20 protein-coding genes are annotated in these 23020 nt (G+C 60.9%); 11 read left to right on the forward strand and 9 right to left on the reverse strand.

The annotated features are described in order from the left end of the window. Window positions 1-50: 50 nt before the first annotated feature. Window positions 51-1022, reverse strand: coding sequence for an IS481 family transposase (locus JZI28_RS03315; RefSeq protein ID WP_375699236.1), 972 nt, complete (start codon window positions 1020-1022; stop codon window positions 51-53). Window positions 1023-1351: 329 nt separating this feature from the next. Between JZI28_RS03315 and JZI28_RS03320 the strand changes: the two genes are divergently transcribed. Then, a complete protein-coding gene (locus JZI28_RS03320) occupies window positions 1352-3508 on the forward strand; it encodes an ATP-binding protein (protein WP_375699237.1) in 2157 nt (718 codons plus the stop codon). Between the two features lie 196 nt (window positions 3509-3704). Here JZI28_RS03320 and truA read toward each other — a convergent pair whose 3' ends face one another. Continuing rightward, a complete protein-coding gene (truA, locus tag JZI28_RS03325; protein ID WP_375699238.1) occupies window positions 3705-4511 on the reverse strand; it encodes a tRNA pseudouridine(38-40) synthase TruA in 807 nt (268 codons plus the stop codon). A 109-nt stretch (window positions 4512-4620) separates the two neighbouring features. Here truA and JZI28_RS03330 point away from each other — a divergent pair, with 109 nt between their 5' ends. Genes JZI28_RS03330 through JZI28_RS03340 form a run of 3 tightly spaced genes read left to right on the forward strand, consistent with a single transcriptional unit; the run spans window position 4621 to window position 7543 of the window. Then, window positions 4621-6036, forward strand: coding sequence for a YcjX family protein (locus JZI28_RS03330; RefSeq protein ID WP_297340780.1), 1416 nt, complete (start codon window positions 4621-4623; stop codon window positions 6034-6036). Beyond that, window positions 6033-6527, forward strand: a complete 495-nt coding sequence (locus JZI28_RS03335; protein WP_375699239.1) for a GNAT family N-acetyltransferase — start codon at window positions 6033-6035, stop codon at window positions 6525-6527. The genes JZI28_RS03330 and JZI28_RS03335 overlap by 4 nt, the downstream gene beginning before the upstream one ends. Then, window positions 6524-7543 carry a YcjF family protein gene (locus JZI28_RS03340; protein WP_375699240.1) on the forward strand — a complete coding sequence of 340 codons (1020 nt, stop codon included), beginning with the start codon at window positions 6524-6526 and terminating at the stop codon, window positions 7541-7543. Before JZI28_RS03335 ends, JZI28_RS03340 begins: the two co-directional genes overlap by 4 nt. A gap of 587 nt (window positions 7544-8130) precedes the next feature. Here JZI28_RS03340 and JZI28_RS03345 read toward each other — a convergent pair. Continuing rightward, window positions 8131-8580 carry a group III truncated hemoglobin gene (locus JZI28_RS03345; RefSeq protein WP_375699241.1) on the reverse strand — a complete coding sequence of 150 codons (450 nt, stop codon included), beginning with the start codon at window positions 8578-8580 and terminating at the stop codon, window positions 8131-8133. A gap of 158 nt (window positions 8581-8738) precedes the next feature. Here JZI28_RS03345 and JZI28_RS03350 point away from each other — a divergent pair, with 158 nt between their 5' ends. The 4 genes from JZI28_RS03350 (at window position 8739) to ileS (ending at window position 14626) form a co-directional block, all read left to right on the forward strand. Next, window positions 8739-9449: a VIT1/CCC1 transporter family protein gene (locus tag JZI28_RS03350; protein ID WP_375699242.1), complete on the forward strand. Its 711-nt coding sequence runs from the start codon at window positions 8739-8741 to the stop codon at window positions 9447-9449. A 181-nt stretch (window positions 9450-9630) separates the two neighbouring features. Then, complete coding sequence (locus JZI28_RS03355) at window positions 9631-10956, forward strand: SDR family oxidoreductase (protein ID WP_375699243.1); 1326 nt, start codon at window positions 9631-9633, stop codon at window positions 10954-10956. Between the two features lies 1 nt (window position 10957). Beyond that, complete coding sequence (locus tag JZI28_RS03360; protein WP_348153650.1) at window positions 10958-11434, forward strand: DUF2269 domain-containing protein; 477 nt, start codon at window positions 10958-10960, stop codon at window positions 11432-11434. Window positions 11435-11710: 276 nt separating this feature from the next. Continuing rightward, a complete protein-coding gene (gene ileS, locus JZI28_RS03365; RefSeq protein ID WP_375699244.1) occupies window positions 11711-14626 on the forward strand; it encodes an isoleucine--tRNA ligase in 2916 nt (971 codons plus the stop codon). A gap of 231 nt (window positions 14627-14857) precedes the next feature. Here ileS and JZI28_RS03370 read toward each other — a convergent pair whose 3' ends face one another. Next, entirely contained in the window at window positions 14858-15250 is a 393-nt protein-coding gene (locus JZI28_RS03370; protein WP_375699245.1) for a hypothetical protein, read from the reverse strand. A 187-nt stretch (window positions 15251-15437) separates the two neighbouring features. Between JZI28_RS03370 and JZI28_RS03375 the strand changes: the two genes are divergently transcribed. Next, complete coding sequence (locus tag JZI28_RS03375) at window positions 15438-15890, forward strand: methylated-DNA--[protein]-cysteine S-methyltransferase (RefSeq protein WP_295447557.1); 453 nt, start codon at window positions 15438-15440, stop codon at window positions 15888-15890. Between the two features lie 170 nt (window positions 15891-16060). On the opposite strand, the gene JZI28_RS03380 is transcribed toward JZI28_RS03375, so the two are convergent. Further along, window positions 16061-16753 (reverse strand): phosphatidylcholine/phosphatidylserine synthase, encoded by a 693-nt coding sequence (locus JZI28_RS03380; protein WP_295447559.1) that lies wholly within the window; start codon window positions 16751-16753, stop codon window positions 16061-16063. 39 nt (window positions 16754-16792) lie between these two features. Next, window positions 16793-17014 (reverse strand): hypothetical protein, encoded by a 222-nt coding sequence (locus tag JZI28_RS03385; protein WP_295447561.1) that lies wholly within the window; start codon window positions 17012-17014, stop codon window positions 16793-16795. 203 nt (window positions 17015-17217) lie between these two features. Here JZI28_RS03385 and JZI28_RS03390 point away from each other — a divergent pair, with 203 nt between their 5' ends. Then, window positions 17218-17781, forward strand: a complete 564-nt coding sequence (locus JZI28_RS03390) for a class I SAM-dependent methyltransferase (RefSeq protein ID WP_375699246.1) — start codon at window positions 17218-17220, stop codon at window positions 17779-17781. Window positions 17782-17887: 106 nt separating this feature from the next. On the opposite strand, the gene JZI28_RS03395 is transcribed toward JZI28_RS03390, so the two are convergent. From JZI28_RS03395 to fsa, 3 genes are all read right to left on the reverse strand, one after another. Beyond that, window positions 17888-18826 (reverse strand): tyrosine recombinase XerC, encoded by a 939-nt coding sequence (locus JZI28_RS03395; RefSeq protein ID WP_375699247.1) that lies wholly within the window; start codon window positions 18824-18826, stop codon window positions 17888-17890. Window positions 18827-18969: 143 nt separating this feature from the next. After that, window positions 18970-19680, reverse strand: coding sequence for a DUF484 family protein (locus tag JZI28_RS03400; protein ID WP_297341727.1), 711 nt, complete (start codon window positions 19678-19680; stop codon window positions 18970-18972). A 381-nt stretch (window positions 19681-20061) separates the two neighbouring features. Beyond that, window positions 20062-20715, reverse strand: coding sequence for a fructose-6-phosphate aldolase (gene fsa / locus JZI28_RS03405; protein ID WP_295447571.1), 654 nt, complete (start codon window positions 20713-20715; stop codon window positions 20062-20064). Window positions 20716-20812: 97 nt separating this feature from the next. Between fsa and JZI28_RS03410 the strand changes: the two genes are divergently transcribed. Then, window positions 20813-23008 carry a primosomal protein N' gene (locus tag JZI28_RS03410; protein WP_375699248.1) on the forward strand — a complete coding sequence of 732 codons (2196 nt, stop codon included), beginning with the start codon at window positions 20813-20815 and terminating at the stop codon, window positions 23006-23008. Window positions 23009-23020: the final 12 nt, after the last annotated feature.

A 23020-nucleotide genomic window follows, 5' to 3' on the forward strand; every position in this document is an offset into this window, starting at 1 on the left:
GCAGCGCTTTTGTAAAACCTCAAGGGTTTGGGGCATCACGCCAATAGTGGTTACATGTCACGTCCCGTAAGCTGGTAAGGAATTTTCTTGAACAGCTCTGGTTTGAGTTTGTACCAGTCTTTCATGGCCTGCAAGGGCGTTTTGCTGCCCAAGACTGATTGTGGTAGCTGTTGGTTGTAAAGCCATACGTAGCGCTCGAGGGTCTGTTCGAGATCTTCGCCTGATTTGAAATGGTGGCCTTGCAAGACATCCTCGATGCGTCCGTTGAACCGTTCGACCATACCATTGGTTTGCGGCGACTTCGGTGGGGTCAGGCGATGCTCGATGCCCAGCTCGGCGCAAAGCTTGTCAAACTCGTGCTTCCCTGTCGCAGAGCGCTTACGCATTCCGAACAAGCGGTCCGTGAACTCCTTACCGTTGTCTGTCAGGATTGTGCGGATCTTGAGAGGACAGGCGCGCTCCAGATCCCGGAGGAAGCGCCTGGCGTTAGCTGCAGATTTTGCTGAGAAAATACGGATGAAGACCCACCGTGTGGCACGGTCGATGGCGACGAAGAGGTAACGACGCTTGGTCTCGTCCTGCATCTGAGGCAGGTATTTGACGTCGATGTGGATATAGCCTGGCTCGTAAGCCTTGAAGGTGCTGTGCTTGGGCTTGGGGGCCTTGCCCTTCAGCTCACGCAGGTTGCTCACCCCGTGCCGACGCAAGCAACGATCCAGCCCCGAGCGAGATACATTTGGGTTCAAAAACTCCCGCACCACCGCCAGAAGATCATCCAGGGGAAGCAGCAGCGTCTGGCGCAGAGATACTGCCACGGCCTCTTGCGCAGGTGTCAGGGTTGTCTGAAGGCGATGTGGCGTGTGGCTTTTGTCCTCCACGCTGTCACGGTGACGCCACTTATACACCGTCTGCTCCGAAATCCCGTGTCGGTCAGCCAGAACCCATGCAGCCTCATTGCTGGCCTGGATCTCGGCGCGGATTTTCGGGGTGGTCGTCGCCTCGCTATGCAGTCGAACAAGCATCTGTGCCTCCGTCTCGGATCTCCCTCAGCAGCGAGCGTGCCATAAAAAGCGCCAATCGGCGAGGATCAATGTGATCATCCGGGACGGAACAGTTACATCTGCGAGCGGCGCAAGAGGTTGCAAATGACGTTAGATTACCGCTGACGGCGTAGGATAAATGGGTCCTGACCCTAGGTTTAGAGGCCTGAGATTTTCAATATACACCCTATTGGCGTGTTGAATATCTGCACAAAATAGCGCTTCGTATTAATTGCCTGTTCAGCCCGAAACTTGACAAGTCACAGAACAATCTGTCTCGTGAATGTGGAAACGTTGCGAGGAATGCCGCTATGACCTTGGTCAAGAGCCGATTGCAGATTGCTGGTTTTGCCGCAGTAATATTTGCCTTGTCAGCAGTTTTTCTTGTCAGCAGAGCGGTTGAACTCGACAGAGCCATCTATGTATTGCCGAAACAGGTTATACGGCTGGAGAGATCTCTTGGATATGATGGGTTTATTCACAATTTCAAAAATGGTGTCCTGCGCCGGGATGAGGAATATTTTACCAAAGCGGAACGTAACTATGATGAAATAGTGGCCACTCTCACGCGGATCAGCCTCACGGCGCAATCGGTGGGGTTGCAGGCCGATTTTGCCTCTCTGGAGGACACATTGTCAGATTATCGCGTGATGATCGATGAAGCCAGGCAGCTGCAGCTGACGGGAAAATCTGCAGCTGAAGTCGATGCCCGCGTGCGTCTGTCGGACATTGACGCCGCTGAGAACATACGCGCCTTTGAACTCCAGTTAATCAACGCAATGCAGGGGCGTAGGTGGCTTCTTGTGACCGTAGGTGGGGGCTGCTTTGCCGCCTTCGTGCTCACATTGCTGTTATTGACAGTAACGCTGGTTCGGCTTCTGCAGACCGCTGAAAAAGCGCGGGTAAAGGCACGCGAGAGTGAAGCGACACTGTTGCAGGCTGAACGAATTGCCAGATTAGGCCACTGGAAGGTGCTGAAAAACGGCGCGCTGAAAACCTCGAAATCAATGCGAGAAATTCTAGCTTTCTCAAGCTCCGAGGGTCCCGATACGCTGGAGAAATTCTTTTCCCTAATGTCTGATGCGGACAGGGCAAAACTGGAGAGCCGGATGTCTAAATCCGGCCAACAGCGGGAACCCTATACCTGCTTTCATAAAATAAGAATTGCAGATGGGTCAGAACTGTCCGTTGTGAATACCGGAGAGCCCGTTATTGATGGTCAGGGCGAAATTTATGGTTTTGTTGGGATTATCCAGGATATTTCAAGAACAATTGATCTGGAAAACGAGCTTCGGCAATCTCAGAAAATGGAGGCTGTTGGGAATTTGGCCGGTGGGATGGCGCATGATTTTAATAATATTTTGGCGGTCATCCTTGGCAATCTTGAATTGATGGAAACAACGGACCAGCAAGAGAGCCACTCTCGCTATCGCACAAGTGCGATTCAGGCTGCAAAACGGGGTGCTGAGATAACGAAGAATGTGCTCAGCTTTGCGCGAAAATCACACCTGGAGCCTCAGCTCTTGGACGGGAATTCCGTCGTTCGAGAAGTGCTGACTTGGGCAGAGCGTCTGCTGCCCGCCAACATTGAAATTCAAACATCTCTGCTGGGATCTATTTGGCCATTTTTAGCCGATGATGCGCTCACAAAGAGCGCCCTTCTTAACCTTCTGCTGAACGCAAGAGACGCGATGCCCGATGGCGGTCGTTTGACGATTGAAACCGCAAATGTTCGATTAGATGATGAATACCTGGGTGAGAGAAATGAACACATCAAGCCAGGCCGGTACATCATGTTGGCCATCTCAGACACAGGGTCCGGCATCGAACCTCAGCATCTCAAAGAGATATTCGAACCGTTCTTTTCAACCAAACAAGTTGGTAAAGGCTCAGGTCTTGGGCTCTCTATGGTGCACGGGTTCATTAAACAATCAGGGGGGGCGGTACAGGTCTATTCTGAAATCGGCACTGGTACGACATTCAAATTGTACTTCAAGGCAGCAGGTCAGGCTGCCTCCTTTGACGCGATGCCGGTGGTGGAAACCCGGTCTGCGAGGGCAGATCACAGCAAAGTTCTTCTGGTGGAAGACAATGCCGAGTTGTTAAAGCCGCTTGCAGAAATGCTGACCAAAGCCGGATACAGTGTGACCACGGCGAAAAGTGGAGATGAGGCATTTGCCACTTGGTCTGACTTGCGAGACTTCGACGCTGTGATCACCGATATTGTCATGCCGGGGCAGCTCCAGGGAACCCATCTTGCCAAAGAGATCCGGGCGGTCGACCCCACTGTCCCATTTGTCTTTATGTCCGGCTATGCCAGTGAGGCAATGATCCACGGCAATGGGCTGATGCCAGAAGACTGTCGGTTGATGAAACCTGTTGGCAGGGCAGAGCTTCTGGCCGCCATCGGCATGGTCCTGGAGGGCAAGCAGGGAAAAGAAACCGCTCTATCAGACGCTGAAACATGACAAACGCGGTTGTGTCTGGCTCTACTTAAATGGTCGTAGCAGACGCAGACGCAGACGCAGACGCAGACGCAGACGCAGACGCAGACGCAGACGCAGACGCAGACGCAGGTATACTGGGCGTTTTCAGCAGCCCGCTAGGGCAGCACACCACCATTGTAAGCGATGAACGGCTGGCAGGCATTCAAGCCAGAGCGGCTCAAGAACCGGACTGCCTGTCCTTGGAGCTATGACCGGGCGCCATAAACGGATCCACCGGATAGCCAACCCGGGCCAGATACAAACCATGGCCGGGGCAGACCGGGCCACAGGCGGCGCGGTCGCAGGCTTCCAGTGCGGATTTCACATCCTGCGGCTCCCGGGCGCCGGCGCCGACGCGTTCCAATGTGCCGACAAAGCTGCGCACCTGATTGTGCAGAAAACTGCGCGCCCGCACGTGAAAATGCACCTCGGGGCCAGACAGTCCCATGACCCGCTCGATGCGCAGCTCATCCAGGGTTTTCTGCGGGCTTTGCGCCTGACAGATCGACGAGCGGAAGGTGGTGAAATCATGGTTGCCAAGCAGGTGGTTGGCCGCCTCCTGCATGGCGTCGACATCCAGATCATTGTTGACCTGCCAGACCTGGCCCGCGTCATGGGTGGCGGGTGCGCGGCGGATCAGGATGCGAAACAGATACTGCCGCTCGATGGCGGAAAACCTTGCGTGCCACTCCGGGTCGACCTCGGCGCAGTCCACAATCGCCACGGGCGCGGGCTTCAGGTGAAAATTCAGCGCCTCCGACAGGCGAAAGGGAGTCCAGGGTTTTTGCAGATCACAATGGGCGACCTGTCCCAGCCCATGCACGCCGGTATCTGTGCGGCCTGCCGCGGCAATGGTATGGGGACCGGGTTCCAGCCGGGCGAGCGCATCTTCGATCGCGCCCTGCACCGAGGGCTGATCTTTCTGCCGCTGCCATCCGGCAAAGGGCTTTCCGTGGTATTCAACTTTGAGAGCAAAACGAGGCATGAGCGGGCAAGTAACCCGGCAACAGGGCTGAGGCAAGTGCTCAGACAGACTGGAAAACCCGCTACCACCTGCCTATCTTGAGCCAAGCAAACAACAGCAGGTGGGCCGGGTGGTATTATCGACATTGACCGAGGGCGCGGCACGCGGGCTGGACAGCCTTGGCAGCACTGTGTCTTCACGGTTCTTTGAGCCGACGCTCAGGCTGGGTGTCACGGGTCTGGCGCGGGCGGGTAAGACGGTTTTTATCACCTCGCTGGTGGCCAACCTGCTGAACCGTGGGCGGATGCTGCAACTGGATGCGGCGCGCATGGGCCGTATCGACAGCGCCTATCTGCAACCCCAGCCCGACGATACGGTGCCGCGTTTTGCCTATGAGGACCATCTGGCGGCGCTGACCGGCCCGCAGCCTTCTTGGCCTGCCAGCACCCGCGCGGTGTCTGAGCTGCGCCTCAGCCTCACCCTGCGCCCTGCGGGGTTGCTGTCCGGCTTTCAGGGGCCGCGTCGGCTGCATCTGGATATCGTCGACTACCCCGGCGAATGGCTGCTCGATCTGGCGCTGTTGGATAAATCTTATGCCCAGTGGTCCGCCGAGGTGCTGGACCGGCTGCCCGCCCGCGAGGTGGCGGCGGATTTCCTGCAAGCTCTGACCACGGTCGAGGCCACGGCGCCCCATGATGAACCACAGGCACAGGCGCTGGCGGCGGAATTCACCCGCTACCTGAACGCGGCGCGGCGCGCCGGGTTTTATGACTGCTCGCCGGGGCGGTTTTTGCTGCCCGGCGATCTGGAGGGCTCCCCGGTGCTGACCTTTGGCCCCCTGCCACCACAAGAGACCGCGCCGCGCCGCAGCCTGTGGCGCGAGATGGAGCGCCGCTACGAGGCCTATAAGTCCAAGGTGGTGCAGCCGTTTTTCCGCGATCATTTCACCCGCATCGACCGTCAGGTGGTGCTGGTGGATGTGCTCAGCGCCATTCACGCCGGGCCGCAGGCGGTGGAAGATCTGCGTCTGGCCATGGGCGATGTGCTGGCGGCTTTTCGCCCCGGTCGCAATGGGTTCCTCACCTCGCTGTTGCGCGGCAAGCGGGTTGAGAAAATCCTCTTCGCCGCCACCAAGGCCGACCATTTGCACCATTTGCAACACCCACAGATGACCGCCATCATCGAAGCCCTGACCAGCGATGCCCGCGACCGGGCGCAGTTCGCCGGGGCCGAAACCGCGGCGCTGGCGCTGGCGTCGCTGCGGGCCACCACCGAAGAGATGCGCCCTCACAATGGGGCAGAGCTGGCCTGCGTGCGCGGGCGGTTGCTGGAGACCGGTAAGCAGGCGGCCTTTTACCCCGGCGCCCTGCCGACGGATCCGGCGCAGCTGCTGTCTCCGGCGCGTCAGGGGGCGCGGCACTGGCTGGACGGCGATTATCAGGCGATGCAGTTTGCCCCGGCGCCGCTGAGCCTGAAGCCGGGGGATGGGCCGCCCCATATCCGGCTGGACCGAGCCGCAGAATTCCTGATCGGAGACGCCCTGTGAACTCTCCACTCCCTGCTGTCAGCCTACGTCCGGCCTCGGCGCTGGATGCGGGTCCCACGGGCTGGATTCTGCACCGCTTTGCGCTCTACACCCCGTGGATGCCTGTGCTGTACTCCGAGGCGGAAACCATTGGCTTTTGCGAGGTAATGATTGGGCACGGCTGGGTCACGGTGGCTGAACATGACGGGCGGGTGGTTGGCTTTATGGCCCGCGACGGCGCCGAGATCTGCAGCCTCTATCTGGCACCGGACGCACGGGGGCAGGGGGTTGGCAAGGTCCTGTTGCGACAGGCCAAGGCGGCACAGCCGGCGCTGTGGTTGCGGGCCCTTGCGGCCAATACCGGCGCCCGGCGCTTTTACCAGCGCGAAGGGTTCTTTGAAACGGACCGCAGCGACGGCAGCGGCAACGACGAAGGCCTGCCGGATGTCCGCATGGAATGGCAGGCCGAGACCCACGCGCACGCCCCCCAAAAGCAGGAGCAACAGGGATGAGCCAGAAACCGGTACTGTTTGATCTGGAGCAGGATGCCCGCCCCCAGGACCCGGATGTGGCCGCCGCTCCGCCGGTGCCGGATGCTCTGCCGGACCTGGACCAGTCTGCGCCCCCTGCTGCGATGGAGCAGGCGGCGCGTCTGGCGGCCCGGCGTCCCTCGCGGCTGGCGCGGTGGTTCTGGGGGCTGGTGCTGGGCTTGCTGGGCGCGGTGGTGTCCCTGGCGGCCTGGGATTTTGCCGTTGGGCTGGTGGCGCGGATGCCGCTTTTGGGCTGGGCGGTCAGCGCCGGGCTGGTGTTGGCCCTGATCCTGGCTCTGGTGATGCTGCTGCGCGAGCTGGCAGCGCTGGCCCGGTTGAAGCGGGTCGATGGGCTGCGTCAGGGGGCAGCGCTGGCGCATAGCGACCTTGCCGCCGCCAAGACACATGTGGCCAAGCTGCAGCGTTTTTATGCCGGGCGCCCGGATATGGCCTGGCAATTGGCCCGGCTGTCAGAGCGACAGGATGAGGTGCTGGACGCCGATGCCCTGCTGGTGCTGGCAGAAGAAGAGCTATTGGCGCCACTGGATGCCCGTGCCCTGCAAGAGGTCGAGGCCGCCGCCCGTCAGGTTGCCACAGTGACGGCGCTGGTGCCGCTGGCGCTGGCCGATGTCACCGTGGCGCTGCTGGCCTCGGTGCGGATGATCCGTCAGGTGGCGCAGATCTATGGCGGGCGCTCGGGGCTGTTCAGCTCCTGGCGGTTGACCCGCGCGGTGCTGGCCCATCTTGCAGCCACCGGAGCGGTGGCTGCGGGGGATGATGTTCTGGAGTCGGTGCTGGGCGGCTCGGTCCTGTCCAAGCTGTCACGCCGCTTTGGCGAAGGGGTGGTCAATGGCGCCCTGTCGGCCCGTGTTGGCATCGCTGCCATGGAGGTCTGCCGCCCCTTGCCCTTCTCGCGGGCGCATCGCCCCGCGACCCGGCGGGTGATCAAAGGCGCCTTGGCCGGGCTGTTTCGCCGCGATCAGGCCCCGGAACCGTAAAAGTCGCGATAATTCAACCGCTTGTTCTGCGTAGCTTAGGCCGCGTCAGGCCCACAGGCCAAGTCAAGCCCACAGGTCAGGGTGATCTTTGCTGTGGAAAACCCTGTGGAAATACCTGTGCACAGTGCTAGGAGGGACCCAAAATCATAATGATATTAAGGGCCTTTACCCTTTGCTTCAGCTGAGCTGCGGACAGGCGCTGGCTGTGGGTATCAGCGATAACCGGGATACGTTGCTTTGCCTGTCTCCGCATCACCTGGCTGGTCGTCACCCGCTCAGCGGCCGGTGACCTGCGCAAAAAGCTGGGTCAGGTGGCAGCTGCGCCATGGGAGCCGCGAGGCTCTGTAAGAGCGCTGTTTTCCACAGGTGGAGAGGTGTTATCCACAGGCGGGGCGTATTTATTCACAGAATTGAGATTGCGGTGGCAGCTCTGTCACGGCTATTTTGCGTTTCTTTAGTGGTATTTTTCTAACAATTATCGCGGATATAACCGGAATATGGGGCGATAATTTTTCAATTCTCAACTTTGGGCAATTTGGGGTCAGCCCTGACTTCAGGTTTGGAGCCGGTCTGGACGTCGCTGTGCCTTAGAAGAGTTTGGGCGGCCCGTCCTTGGGTTGGCGCATGGCCACGATCCCCGTGCGAAAGCCCTCGCCGATACGGTCTGCCAGGGTGCCCCATTGCAGCGCAATCGGCGCGGGCAGCTCGGCCCGCAGCACTTCGTGGAACAGACCTAGCCACTGTGGGAAATGCTCTGCCTGGATTTCGGGGCGCGAGACATGCACCCGCATCGGGTTGCCGTTATAGCTCTTTTCGCGCAGGATCGCATTACGCCAGAACCGGGCGATCTTGGCCTCATGCGCGGGCCAGTCTGCATCTGCCACATAGCGGGCAAAAATGGGCCCCAGCTCTGAATGCGCGCGGATGCGGATGTAGAACAGGGTCACCACACGGTCGATTTCTGATCCACTGATGTCAAAGCGCTTCATCGGGTGATTGGCGGTTTGGGGTGTATCGGTCTGGGAGGTCTTGGTCATGGGGCTGTCTCGCTTGCGGTCTTGGCCCAGCGGCCGGTCCCGCTGCTGCCCTCACATAGGGGTTTCCTTGGCTGATGGGTAGGGGCGGCGTTGATCTGTCGCAAGGCACAGGCGCCGGGATCCATTAGATGTAGGAGCCCTAACAGAAGGAGCCCGCCATGGTCGATCACGGTCACAGCCCGCAGGAAATCAGCGACCGCATCGGCAGGCCTCCGGGGCGCGGGGTGCTGCGGGATGTGGTTTACGGTGCCATTGATGGCTCGGTCACCACCTTCGCAATTGTCGCCGGGGTGGCGGGTGCGGGGTTGTCGCCCTTTGTTCTCGTGGCACTGGGGCTGGCCAATGTGCTGGCGGATGGGTTTTCGATGGCGGCGGGCAATTATTCCGGCACCAAGGCGGAACTGGACGATCTCAAACGCCTGCGTCAGGTCGAGGAGAACCACATCAAAACCTACCCCGAAGGTGAGCGCGGCGAGGCGCGGGAGATCCTGCGGCTCAAGGGGTTGTCGGGGCCGGTTCTGGAGGCGGCGACCGATGCGATCTGCGCCGACAAAGAGGCCTGGATCAACCTGATGATGGAGGGCGAATATGGCGTCAGCCCGGTGGACCCTGACCCAATGCGCGCGGCGCTGGCTACCTTTGCGGCCTTTCTGGTGGCGGGAATGGTGCCGTTGCTACCCTTCTTGCTGGGGCTGGGATCGGCCTTTACCATTTCGGTCTGGCTGACGCTGGTGACCTTTTTTGCCATTGGCGCCTTCAAAAGCCATTGGGCCCTGACGCCCTGGTGGCGTTCGGGGGCAGAGACCCTGGCCATTGGCGGCGCAGCTGCGGCATTGGCCTATGGGGTGGGCTGTCTGTTTCAGGCCTGAGCCAGGCCTGGAGAGGCACTGCCCCAAAGGTTTCGCGTGCGAAACGAATTAGCGGTCTGGTAATCTTGCTTCGGACTTTCCTAAACTGGTGTGCGCAGGTGTCACAGGCGGCCTTGTGCGCTGGACAAAACCCCGGCGCTGCGCCAGCTTGCCGGGGCTGATTCAATGGAAATTTATGACAATGGCCAAGAGCACCACCCCCAGTACAGGACCTCGGGTTTTGGTCCTGGGAGGCTATGGGTTTATTGGCGCCGCGCTGGTGCGGGCGCTGATCCGGGCGGGCTGCGCGGTTGCGGTCTTTGGCCGTGATGCCAAAATGGCAGAGCGCGTCGTGCCTGGGGTGGCGTTTGTCCCCGGAGATCTGCGCAGTTTTGCAAAGGCGCAGGACTGGCTGGCGGTCATCAGGAACTATGATCTGGTGGTGAACGCAGCGGGGCAATTGCAGGCCTCGACGGCAGAGCTGGACCAGGTGCAGCATCTGGCGATTGCCGCTTTGGCGGTGGCCTGTGGCGACACGGGGACTGGCCTGGTGCAGATTTCTGCTGCGGGGGCCAGTGCTGACAGCGCCACAGAATTTATGCGCAGCAAGGCGGCTGCAGATGCGGCGGTGGTGAAACAGGCCGGCCGCACCAATATCTGGGTGCTGAAACCTGGGCTGGTTCTTGGTCAGGGTGCTTTTGGCGGCACTGCGTTGTTGCGGATGCTGGCGGCCATGCCTGTGGTGCAACCTGTGGCATTGGCGCGGGCACAAATCCAATCTGTCGGTCTGGAGGCGGTGGCCACTGCTGTCTGTCAGGCGGCGCGGGCCGCGCTGCCGCCGGGCAGCTATGATTTGGTGGAGGATCAGCCGCACAGCCTGCAAGAGATCCTGCGGCAGACCCGGGCCTGGCTGGGTTTTGCCCCGGCGCGCTGGCAGATTTTGCTGCCGCGCCCGCTGCTGTGGCTGACCACCCGGGGGGCGGATGTGCTGGGTTATTTGGGCTGGTGCTCGCCGCTGCGCCACACTGCGGTTCAGGTGCTGGAACAGGGCATCGCTGGCGATCCCGCCCCCTACCGCCAAGCGACCGGGCAGGGGGTGGCTGCCCTGCCACAGATCCTGGGCGAGATGCGGGCGGGGCGGGAGCACCGGCTGGAAGCGCGGATGCTGCTTTGTATGCCCTTTGCGGTGGCGCTGCTGAGCCTGTTTTGGTTTTTATCCGGCATCATCGCCCTGTGGCAGCTCGACAGCGCAGCACTGCATCTGACAGCAGCTGGCTGGAGCCCCGGCCTGTCCCGCACCAGCGTGGCCTTTTGGGCGGGGGTTGATATCGCCCTGGCCCTGGCGCTGTTGTGGCGCCCCTGGGCACGGCAGGCCTGTCTTGGCATGGTGGCTGTGACGCTGTTTTACCTTGGCGCTGCCAGCCTGGTGACGCCGCAGATGTGGAGCGATCCACTGGGGCCATTGGTCAAGACATTGCCGGGGCTGATGCTGGCCCTGATCACCCATCAACTGCTGCAGGAGCGTTAAGGTGGAGTATGACCTGATCCTGCGCTGGCTGCATGTGCTGGGCGCCTGTACCCTGCTTGGCACCGGCGCTGGCATTGCCTTCTTTATGGTGATGGCGCATCGCAGCGCGGACCCCCGGATAATTGCCCATACCGCCGGGGTGGTTGTGCTGGCGGACCTCTTGTTTACCACCACGGCCGTGGTGGTGCAGCCGGTGACCGGTGCTTTGCTGGCACATGCGCTGGGGTGGAGCCTGTGGGAAGGCTGGATCCTGCTGTCGCTGGGCCTGTATCTGCTGACGGGGCTGTTTTGGCTGCCGGTGGTGTGGATCCAAATCCGGCTTCGCAATCTTGCGCGCGCGGCGGCGACCACAGGGGCCGGGCTCCCAGCCACATACCATCGCCTGTTTCGCATCTGGTTTGCCTGCGGCTTTCCCGCCTTTGCAGCCGTATTGGCCATCGTCTGGCTGATGCTGGCGCGCCCCGATATAGGCTTTTGAAGCTCTGTGCCTCTGGCAGGGTGTCGCAGGCATGTCGGTGCAAGCGGATTTTCCAGAAATCAAACCTTGGGCTGCGACATTCAGCGTTGGTAGAACCCCGCTTTACCCCGGGGCGTAGTCGGCCTATAACGCCTGCATGTCCAATATCCTGGCCATCATTATTCGAATTATATCCCCGGCGCTCTGATCACATGAGACGCCGGGCAAAGGCGCTTGAGCCATCGCGCCGAACCGAATATCCCGATTTCCGAACCGATTATCCAAAGGACGCCACCCATGTGCGCCGACACTGCTGATACCCCCGAATACAAACAGACCCTGAACCTGCCAAAGACCGATTTCCCCATGCGCGCAGGCCTGCCCAAGCGCGAGCCCCACTGGCTGGAGCGCTGGGCCAAGATCGGCGTCTATGACCGGCTGCGCGAAAAGACAGGGCGCACGCCTTTCACGCTGCATGACGGCCCGCCCTACGCTAACGGCCATCTGCACATTGGTCATGCGCTGAACAAGACCATCAAGGACATGATCGTGCGCTCGCACCAGATGATGGGCTTTGACTCGCGCTACGTGCCGGGCTGGGATTGCCACGGGTTGCCGATCGAGTGGAAGATCGAAGAGCAGTACCGCAAGAAGGGCAAGAACAAAGATGCCGTGGATGTGGTGGAGTTCCGCCAGGAATGCCGCGCCTTTGCCGACCAATGGGTGGATATCCAGCGCGAAGAGTTCAAGCGCCTGGGCATCACCGGCAACTGGGCTGATCCGTACCTCACGATGGATTTCCATGCCGAGGCGGTGATCGCGGCGGAGTTTCAGAAGTTCCTGATGAATGGCACGCTGTATCAGGGCTCCAAACCCGTGATGTGGTCGCCGGTGGAAAAAACTGCCCTGGCCGAGGCTGAGGTGGAATACCACGACAAGGAGAGCTTTACCGTCTGGGTGAAGTTTGCCGTCACCGGCGGATCTGAAGACCTGGCAGGCGCCCATGTGGTGATCTGGACCACCACCCCCTGGACCATGCCGTCCAACAAGGCCGTCGTGTATGGCGACAGCTTTGATTACGGCCTCTACGAGGTCACCGACGCGCCGGAAGAATGCTGGGCCGCCAAAGGCGATCGCTTCATCCTGGCCGACAAACTGGCCGCTGACGTGATGTCCCGCGCCCGCCTGGCCGAGGGCCAGTATAGCCGCGTGCGCACCGTGCCAGCGGATGAGCTGGCACCGCTGCAACTGTCGCACCCGCTGGCTGGCGCCGACGGCAGCAACGGTGAATGGGATGCGCCGCGTGATTTCCGCGCCGCGCCCTTTGTCACCGATGAAGAAGGCACCGGTTTTGTGCACTGCGCGCCAAGCCACGGTATGGAGGAATTTGAGCTCTACCGTGATCTGGGCATGTTGGAGCAGGTCATCACCTATAACGTCATGGACGATGGCGGCTTTCGCGCCGATCTGCCGTTCTTTGGTGGCAAATACATCCTCAACCGCAAGGGCGGCGAGGGCGATGCCAACAAGGCCGTAATCGACAAGCTGGTCGAGGTCGGCGGCTTGCTGGCCCGTGGCAAGATCAAGCACAGCTACCCGCACAGCTGGCGCTCCAAGGCACCGATCATCTATCGCAACACGCCCCAGTGGTTTGCCAGCGTGGATCGCGCGGTGGGCGACGGTCAGGACGAGATGGGCACAACCATCCGCGAACGCGCCCTGCGCTCGATCGACGAGCTGGTGAAATGGACGCCGCAAAAGGGTCGTAACCGGCTTTATTCCATGATCGAAGCCCGCCCGGACTGGGTACTGTCGCGCCAGCGCGCCTGGGGCGTGCCGCTGACCTGCTTTGTGAAAAAGGGGCTGCTGCCCACGGATGAGGGCTTTTTGCTGCGCGATGACGCGGTGAATGCCCGTATCGTTGCAGCCTTTGAAACCGAAGGCGCCGATGCCTGGTATCTGGACGGTGCCAAGGAACGTTTCCTGGGATCGGATTACAATGCGGACGAGTGGGAGCAGGTGTTCGACGTGCTCGACGTTTGGTTTGATTCCGGCTCGACCCATGCCTTTGTGCTGCGCGACCGCAAAGACGGCACCGAAGATGGCATTGCCGATGTCTATATGGAAGGCACCGACCAGCACCGGGGCTGGTTCCATTCGTCCTTGTTGCAGGCCTGCGGCACCAAGGGCCGCGCGCCCTATAAAAACGTTGTTACCCATGGATTTACCCTGGATGGCAAGGGCAACAAAATGTCCAAATCTCTGGGCAATACCATCGTGCCTGAGGAGATCGTCAAACAGTACGGCGCCGATATCCTGCGGCTCTGGGTGGCGCAGACCGATTATACCTCGGATCAGCGCATCGGCCCTGAGATCCTGAAAGGCACCGCCGACAGCTATCGTCGCTTGCGCAACACCATGCGCTATATGCTGGGTTCGCTGCATGATTTCACCGATGATCAGCGCGTTGATGCTGCGGATATGCCCGAGCTGGAGCAATGGGTGCTGCACCGTCTGGCGGAGTTGGATCACCAGGTCCGCAGCGGCTATAAAGCCTTTGATTTCAACGGGGTGTGGCAGGCGATCTTTACCTTTGCCACCGTCGACCTTTCCGCCTTCTACTTTGATGTGCGCAAGGATGCGCTGTATTGTGACGGCGACACGCTGAATGCCCGCGCCGCCCGGACCGTGCTTGATATCCTGTTCCACCGTCTGACCACCTGGCTTGCGCCAATCCTGGTGTTCACCATGGAAGAAGTCTGGCTGGAGCGTTTCCCCGGCGAGGACAGCTCGGTGCATCTGGTCGATATCCCTGATACCCCGGCGGATTGGCTGAACGAGCCGCTTTCGGCCAAATGGGCGCAGATCCGTCAGGCCCGCCGGGTGGTGACAGCTGCACTCGAACTGCAGCGTATCGACAAGGTGATTGGTGCCTCGCTGGAGGCAAATCCGGTGGTGCATGTGCGTGATCCAGAGGTGCTGGCCCTGCTGAAATCGGTGAACTTTGCCGATATCTGCATCACCTCCGACATCTCCCTCACCACTGACCCGGCGCCGGCAGAGGCCTTCCGTATGCCCGAAGTCGACGGTATCTCGGTGGTCTTTGAAAAAGCCGAAGGCGACAAGTGCCAGCGCTGCTGGAAAATCCTGCCGGATGTTGGCAGCCATTCCCACGCCGGCCTCTGCGGCCGCTGCGATACAGCCCTGAGCTGAGGCGCGCCTCAGTATATACGGGCCCAATCGTATAAGGGTCTGAACTCAAAACGTGTCTGGCAGCCTGGTGCTGCCGGCCACCCATAAAACGGCCCCCAATCTGCGGTGCGACTCGCAGCTTGGGCCGGGCGAACAAAAAAAACCTGTCGCGCCATGCGCGGCAGGTTTTCTTGTCTGGAGGGGAAGGAGAGAGAGGTCGTAATACGCGGGAGGGTTCTGATGTGGAGGGCGTTACAGAGAGGCTCCATCAACCGCAGCCACAGCTTGGCTGCGCGCGGCGCGATAGCTGTCTTCTGCCATCAGGCTGCTGACAGGTTTTGGACCCGGGGCATGGTTCGAGGTCAGAGCCAGGAACTGCGCCAACATTGCCTGTTCGCTATAGCTGACACGGCCCAGGGCCTTGTTTCTTGCCGCTTCCAGGGCCGGGCCCGCTGACTGGGGGGTGCCCGTTTCGGATTGCTGGGCATTCTCTGCCGCCTTCAGCGCTGTTTCACGCTGGATGGCCCGATCCATTCCTTGGGTCTTACCTTCATTAAGACTTGCATCCATTTCAGGAACGCCTGCCTTGTAAGAGGCGGCAAGGTTGCTGACATTGAGATTTGAACCAATTGCAGAGATCATCATCTTAACCCATTCATTCTTTCTGAACTTGTTTTAACAGAGTTTTATCAATTTTGACGCCCCCCCTTGGGTCACGGTTCGGAGGAATTAGGTTAGCGACCTATACGAAAGAGCGAATTTACTCTGTATTTACGCCCCAAATCTGTGCCCTAGTGCAGGAAACCGTCCTTATCCTTACGGAGCATCTGCAATGCCGTCGGCCCAGATTGATACATTTGTCGGAATATTGAGCGTGACAGAGACCGATGGGGCGATAACCGGCCTGCGCTGGGGGCCGCAGGAACAATCCAGAACCGCGCTCCTGGACCGCGCCATAGACCAGCTCAGAGCCTATTTTGCCCGGGAGCTGCATCGTTTTGATCTGCCATTGCATATTGCCGGATCGGCGTTCCAGCAGGCGGTCTGCGCGGCAATGCTGGCAATTCCTATGGGGCAGACCAGGACCTATGGCGATATTTCCAAGGAGCTGAACATCCCGCCTCAACCCGTGGGCAATGCCTGTGGCGCCAATCCAATCCCGGTAATCATTCCCTGCCACCGGGTTCTGGCGGCAGAGGGCCTGGGCGGGTTTTCCGGTGGCACGGGGATTGAGACAAAAATAGCCCTGCTCAAACACGAAGGCGCTGCCAGCTTACTGATCTGAGGCTTTGCGCGCCCCCAATACGACCTCTGGATTGTGTCTTTGCACAAACGTTCCGGCGGGCATGTGCTTTGACTCAGTCACAGCACAGAGGGAGTGGCCCCTTTTACATTTCACCGCTGCAAACAGGGGCTGGCTTCGGCAGGACGCAAAGCGGGAGGCCAGTCAGAAGGTCAGTCACGCTGCGGAAAGATCTGCTGCGCAATGCCGACAAACAACAGATAGACAGAGGTCACAACCAAGCCCCAATGCGCCCAGCTTTCCGGGTGGAAATCCACCCAGGCGGCCCAGCCGGCAAAAAAGGTCCAGGCCAGGGCGACCGGAAGCGAGACCCGGCGCCAGCGCTCGGTGCGCACGGGATGAATGAACTTCAGGGGCAGGAACATGGCAATAGACAGCAGGGTCACCAGCACCAGTATGGTCCAATGGCTGGGTTCCAGGGCAAAGATCACCAGCACCAGCATGTTCCAGCAGCCTGGAAAGCCGGAAAAGGAATTGTCCTTGGTCTTCATGCGGGTGTCGGCAAAATACATCGCGCTGGCAAAGGTGATGACAATAATGGCAAACCAGCCAGTCCAGCCCGACATCAGCCCGGATTGGAACAGGGCAAAGGCCGGGATAAAGACATAGGTCAGGTAGTCGATGATCAAATCCAGCAGCACGCCGTCAAATTGCGGTGCATAGCGACCAACCTGATAATGTCGCGCCAATGGTCCATCAACGCCATCCACCGCAAAGGCCACAACCAGCCAAACGAACATCAAACTCCATTTGGCCTCCGCTGCGGCCAGCATGGAGAGCATTGCAAAAACAGCACCTGTGGCGGTGAGCAGGTGAACGGAGAGGGCGCGAAACTGTGGTGTCATAATCTCGTGATGGCGAATTTCACCGACGCCTGCAAGACCTCAGTGCAACCAAGTGGGGTATTCCTGACGTTGTAGGCCCATCATCACCGTGTCGTGGGCCTCATTTTGCGCCGCGAGCAAGATCATTTTTGCCTTGGGCGAATCTGGCTGGGGCAGATCGGACCGGCGGATGCGATGGGGCAGACGCGGAATGTGGATCTGCGACGGGGCCGGGGCGGGGCAAGCAGGGGCGGGATGAAACGCAAGAGTCTGTACAGTCAACTGAGCATCCTTTCTGGAGCAAGAGGAGGCTTCAGATAAGCGGCAAGGCGTTAACCACAGATGCAGCCGGAGGCAGAACTTATCTCGAATTTTAGCAATGTCACCGCCCCCTTTCCTCCGGGGTCGCTGCTGCATAAATCAAATTCCAATAATGGAATTTATTTGCTAGAGTGCCATAGAGCAAGCAAAAGACGGGGCTTTTAATGGGGCAAGGTGCGTATCATTGGGATAGGATCTATGAGGCACGGAAAACCGAATCGGTAAGCTGGTTTCAGAACGACCCGACGCCATCCTTGAGTGCGATTGCGCTCTGTGGTGGCCAAGCCCTGTCGATCATTGATATCGGCGGCGGAAGCTCTCGTCTGGCGGGCACCCTGGTGGAGCAGCGCCGCCATGATGTGACGGTTCTGGATCTGTCGAAACGCGTGCTGACCTTGGCCCGTGTCCGGCTTGGTGCTGACAGGCGCAAAGTGGCCTGGATCGCAAAAGATGTTACCCGGTGGCAGCCCCACCGGCAGTGGGACATCTGGCACGACCGGGCGGTGTTTCGCTTTCTGACCGAGGACCAGGATCGCCAGGCTTACCTGCAGGCCCTGGGGGCTGCGGTGCCGCACAAAGGTCATGTGGTTCTCGCCGGCTGTGCGCCCGACGGGCTGCAGAGCCAGCTGGGGGAGAGCTATGATTTGCTGCACAGCTGGCTCGAGGCCCATGGCACCCCGACGGGGCAGGCGCAGGCCTTTACGTGGTGTGTGTTCCAAAAACTATAACAGGCCGGATCTCCGGGCCAGTTTGGCAGGCCAGTTTGAGGGGCCTGTTTGAGGGGGCAGTATTCGCGATCAGCCTGAGGTCCGGGGCGTATCGCCAAGCGCCAGATCAGGCCTTGGGGTGGCTGCGGTTGTAGACCGCCATCAGATGGGCGGTATCCACAGCGGTATAGGCCTGCGTTGTCGACAGCGAGGCATGGCCCAGAAGTTCCTGGATGGAGCGCAGATCGCCGCCGGCTTCCAACAGATGGGTGGCAAAGCTGTGGCGCAGGGCATGGGGGGTGGCACTGGCAGGCAACCCCAGCTGCGCCCGGGCCTGGGCCATGGCGCCCTGGATCTGACGGGGATTCAGCGCGCCACCACGCAGGCCGCGAAAAAGCGGCCCGTCGTCGTCTTTGGGATAGGGCGACAGGGCGAGGTAGCGCTGCACGGCTTCGCGGGCAGCGTCGATGACCGGCACCAGCCGTTCCTTGCCGCCCTTGCCCAGAATGCGCAGACTGGCCGGCAGGGGGGCGGCCTTGCCGGTCAGGGACAGGGCCTCGGAAATGCGCAGCCCACAGCCGTATAGCAGCGTTACCACGGCGACATCTCGCGCCGCGATCCAATCAGTGCCGGACTGCAGCTCGACGGTCTCAATAACCGCGCGGGCGGCATCCTGGTCCAGCGGGCGGGGCAGTTTCTTTTGAAACTTTGGCGCCCGTGCTGCCAAAACGGCGGTGGGCTCAAACCCTTCCCGGTCTGCCAGCCAGCGATAAAAGCTTTTCACCGCAGAGAGTTTGCGCGCCAGCGAGCGCGCTCCGGTGCCGGAGTTGCGCTCCTGTGCCATCCAGGCGCGCATGTCCGAGGTGGTGATCCGCGCCAGCGCGCCAAGCCCCTGCGGCGCGCCAGTGTGCCGGGTCATAAAGGCAAGAAAGCCGCTGAGATCGCCCTGATAGGCGCTGATGGTATTGGCCGCAGCCCCGTCCAGCGCACTGATGCCCTGCAGCCAGAGCTGTAGCGCATCACGGCAAGCCGGAGAGATCAACATCTGCACCTCTGGCGTGCTCATCTTGGCCCCCCCCCCTCAGCATCCCACCCGGCATAGGCCGCGCCAAAGCACCTGAGTTCACATAATTTGGTGGCACGCAGCGCCGCGCGGCAGATCCAAGGCCGCTGGGGCGCCGGGATAGGCCAGGGCGGCTCATGCCAGGCTCATGCCAGCCAGCGGCACATGGCGCGTTCAAAGACGCCGGCAAAAAAGGTCAACAGATCGGTGCCGTGCTGCGGGGTGAATTGATGCGGATCTTCCGACCCCAGCACCAACAGACCAGGGAGGCGACCGGCACCGAGATCCAGCCGCAGGCAGGCCTCGGAGCGGATCCATTCGGCCTTGTCGCCATAGATCTGGCTGGTGCCGCCCTGCAGTTGGCGCAGAGTGACCTGACGGGCTGGCCCGCCGCGGTCCGATCCGGCATAGCTGTCGATGAAGCCGGGGTTGGCCACCTTGAGCATCTCGCCCATGCGCGCGGCTGCGGCACCGCCATCGTCCTGCAGGGTTTCCAGCACCAGAGAAACCGAATCTACCCGCATGATCTCGGCCAGGTCGCCATTGAGCGCCTGCAAAAAGCCCTCAAAATCGGTGGGATCCAGCAGCCGCAGAACAGCGCGATGGATCTGATTCGTACCGGCGAGGTTTTCATAGGCCGCCGCAATCACCGACCTGTGGGTGTCTTCCAGCCGATCCAGCCGGGCCTCCATCCGTTCCATGGCGATGCCGCGCAGGTCAACGATATTGGAGCCCATGGCGCGTTCATTGGCCGAAACCAGGGCATCCATCAGGCCCTGATCTTCGAGAACCGCGTCTGGCTTTGCCAGAATCGCATCGCGCAGGGGCGTGTCTAGTTTGGCTGTGGTGCTGCTCATTCTTGAACCTCTGTTGGGCTTTGAGACCGGGTTATAACACGGGTTTTCGAACAGAGTGGCTAAAAATGTGTTACGGGCGGGAAAAGGCCGAAAAAAAGCCCCCCCAAAAGGGGAGCTCCCGCCCAGGGCTGCTGGATCAAAGATCCCTTGCCCCAGTTGCGCCGGGCGCCGGGCTGCGCCCGGCGCAAAAAAGAAGGAAAAGGGGCTGAGAAGCGGTTTAAGGGCAGGACTGCCCTTAAACGCGCCGCATCTATTTTGTCAGGGAATTTGCGGCGTCAAGGGCGAGCCACGCTGGCGCGTGGGCGCCAAAGTGGCGCCCCTTGACCCCGAAAATCCCGGACCCCGAAAATCCCGGCGACCCCAAAAGTCCTGGCGCTGTTGCTACAGGATTTTGATGTCGGCTGCCTTGATGTCCTCAAGGAAGGTGGCCAGGCCCTTGTCGGTCAGCGGGTGGTTGGCCAGGGACTTGATCACGGCCGGGGGCGCGGTGATCACATCGGCGCCAATCAGGGCGCTGTCGAGGATATGGTTGGCCGAGCGGATCGAGGCGGCGAGGATTTCGGTATCAAAGCCGTAGTTGTCATAGATCTGGCGGATATCGTTGATCAGCTCCATGCCGTCGAGGTTGATATCGTCCAGGCGGCCAATGAAAGGCGAGATGAAGGTGGCACCGGCCTTGGCGGCGATCAGCGCCTGATTGGCGGAGAAGCAGAGCGTCACATTGACCATGTGGCCGTCGTCGGACAGGACCTTGCAGGCCTTCAAGCCATCCCAGGTCAGTGGCACTTTGACGGCGATGTTTTCGGCGATCTCGACCAGTTTGCGGCCCTCGGCGATCATGGTTTCGGCGTCTGTCGCGGTGACCTCGGCAGAAACCGGGCCGGTGACCATGGCGCAGATCTCTTTGGTGACCTCGATAATGTCGCGGCCGGATTTTTTGATCAGCGAGGGGTTGGTGGTCACACCATCCACCATGCCAAGGTCGTTGAGCTCGGCAATGGCGTCGATTTCGGCGGTATCTACAAAGAATTTCATCGGCGGGGATCCTTTTGGGAAAGTTTGGCCTGGATTGCGCTAGCCTTTAGCGCATGGCGCGGGCATTAAAAAGCCCCGAGGTTTGGAGGCGGTACAGGTGAGCGGGCAGGAATTTTTCCATCAGGGCGACAGGGTGGCGGTGCTGACCGCGCAACCTCTTGATCGGCTTTTGGATTATCGCGCCCCCGAGGGCGGCTGTTTTCGCGGTGCCTTTGTCGAGGTGCCGCTGGGGCCGCGCAAAGTTCTGGGGGTGATCTGGGGCGCGGGGGGCGGCAATTTTGATTCGGCCAAGCTGCGCAGTGTCATCCGGGTGCTGGATCTGGCGCCGATGCGCGATGAGATGCGCCAGTTTCTGAGCAAGGCCGCCGATTATACGCTGACCCCGATGTCGATGATGCTGCGGCTGGCCACCCGCGCGCCCGGCCTGTCGGACCCGCCGTCCATGCGCAAGGTGTTGCGGCTGGGCGACGGGCAACCGGACCGGATGACCCCGGCGCGGGCCAAGGTGCTGGCGGTGATGGAAGAGTTCGGCGGCATGGCGTTTACGCCCAAGGAGCTGGCGGATATGGCCGGGGTAACGCCTTCGGTGGTCAAAGGCCTGGTGGGGCAGGGGGCGCTGCGCGAAGAGGAAACGCCCCGCGATCTGCCCTATCCGGCCCTCGATCCCAACCGTCCCAGCAAGGATCTGACCGAAGACCAGAGCCGCGCCGCCGCTGCCCTGTCCGAAGGGGTACAGAGCGGCAGCTATGGCACCACCCTGCTGAAAGGCGTCACCGGGTCGGGCAAGACCGAGGTCTATCTGGAGGCGGTGGCGGCCTGTCTGCGCAGGGGGCGGCAGGCCCTGGTACTGCTGCCGGAAATTGCCCTGACGGCAGAGTTTTTGAAACGGGTGGAGCAGCGCTTTGGCGCCACCCCGGCAGAATGGCATTCCGGTGCCACCATGACCGAGCGCCGCCGGGTTTGGCGCATGGTCGGCCAGGGCAATGCGCAGCTGGTGATCGGGGCGCGCTCGGCGCTGTTTTTGCCGTTTCGCGATCTTGGCCTGATCATTGTCGATGAGGAACATGACACCGCCTACAAGCAGGAAGAAGGCGTGTTGTATAACGCCCGCGATATGTCGGTGCTGCGCGCGGCGATGTGCTCGGCGCAGGTGGTGCTGGCCTCGGCCACTCCCAGTCTGGAGACCTGGAGCAATGCGGAGGCCGGAAAGTACAAGCGCGTTGATCTGACGGCGCGCTTTGGCACGGCGGTGCTGCCGGTCATGAAGGCGGTGGATATGCGGGCTGAGGATCTGGCGCCGGCCACCTGGATTTCTCCGACCTTGAGGCAGGCGATGGCCCTGCGGATGGAGCGCGGTGAGCAGTCGCTGTTGTTTCTGAACCGGCGTGGCTTTGCGCCGGTGACGATCTGCCGGGCCTGCGGCACCCAGGTGGCCTGCGACAATTGCGATGCCCGCATGGTGGAACACCGGTTTATGAAACGGCTGATGTGCCATCAGTGCGGCGAGACCAAGCCGGTGCCCGAGGTCTGTCCCTCCTGTCAGGTGGAGGGCAAGATGGCGCCGGTCGGTCCGGGTATCGAACGTCTGGGGGAGGAGGCGGCAGCGCTGTTTCCTGAGGCGCGCATTGCGGTGCTGAGCTCGGATCTGTTTGCCTCGGCGCGGGCGCTGAAGGCGCGGATTGAGGAGATCGCAGCGGGGGAGGCCGATATTATCCTAGGCACCCAGCTGGTGGCCAAGGGGCATAACTTTCCGCTGCTGACCCTTGTGGGGGTGATTGATGCGGATCTTGGCCTGCAGGGATCAGACCTGCGGGCGGGGGAGCGCACCTTTCAATTGATGCGGCAGGTGGCGGGTCGGGCGGGCCGGGCGGAACGCCCCGGTGAGGCCCTGTTGCAGACCTTTCAACCAGAGCATCCGGTTATCCGCGCCATCCTGACCGGCGATGAAGAGGAATTCTGGCGCGCCGAAGCGGCGCAGCGCCGCGAGGCCGGAGTGCCGCCCTTTGGCCGCATGGCGGGAATTATCCTGTCGGGGTCAGATCTGGCGCAGGTTTTTGATCTGGGCAATGCGCTGGCGCGCAACGATGGTCCGTTGCGCCAGGTGGGGGCGCAGCTCTATGGCCCGGCGCCGGCGCCCATTGCCCGGGTGCGCGGTCGCCACCGGGTGCGGCTACTGGTCAAGGCGGCCAAGGGTGTGGCGCTGCAGGAGGCGCTGAGCCGTTGGGTCCAGCCCTTTCGCATGAAGGGCGATCTGCGGCTGAGCATTGATATCGACCCGCAGAATTTCTTTTGAACCTCCCATTCT

Source organism: Pseudophaeobacter sp. TrK17, from assembly GCF_042192375.1.
Classification (GTDB): domain Bacteria; phylum Pseudomonadota; class Alphaproteobacteria; order Rhodobacterales; family Rhodobacteraceae; genus Pseudophaeobacter.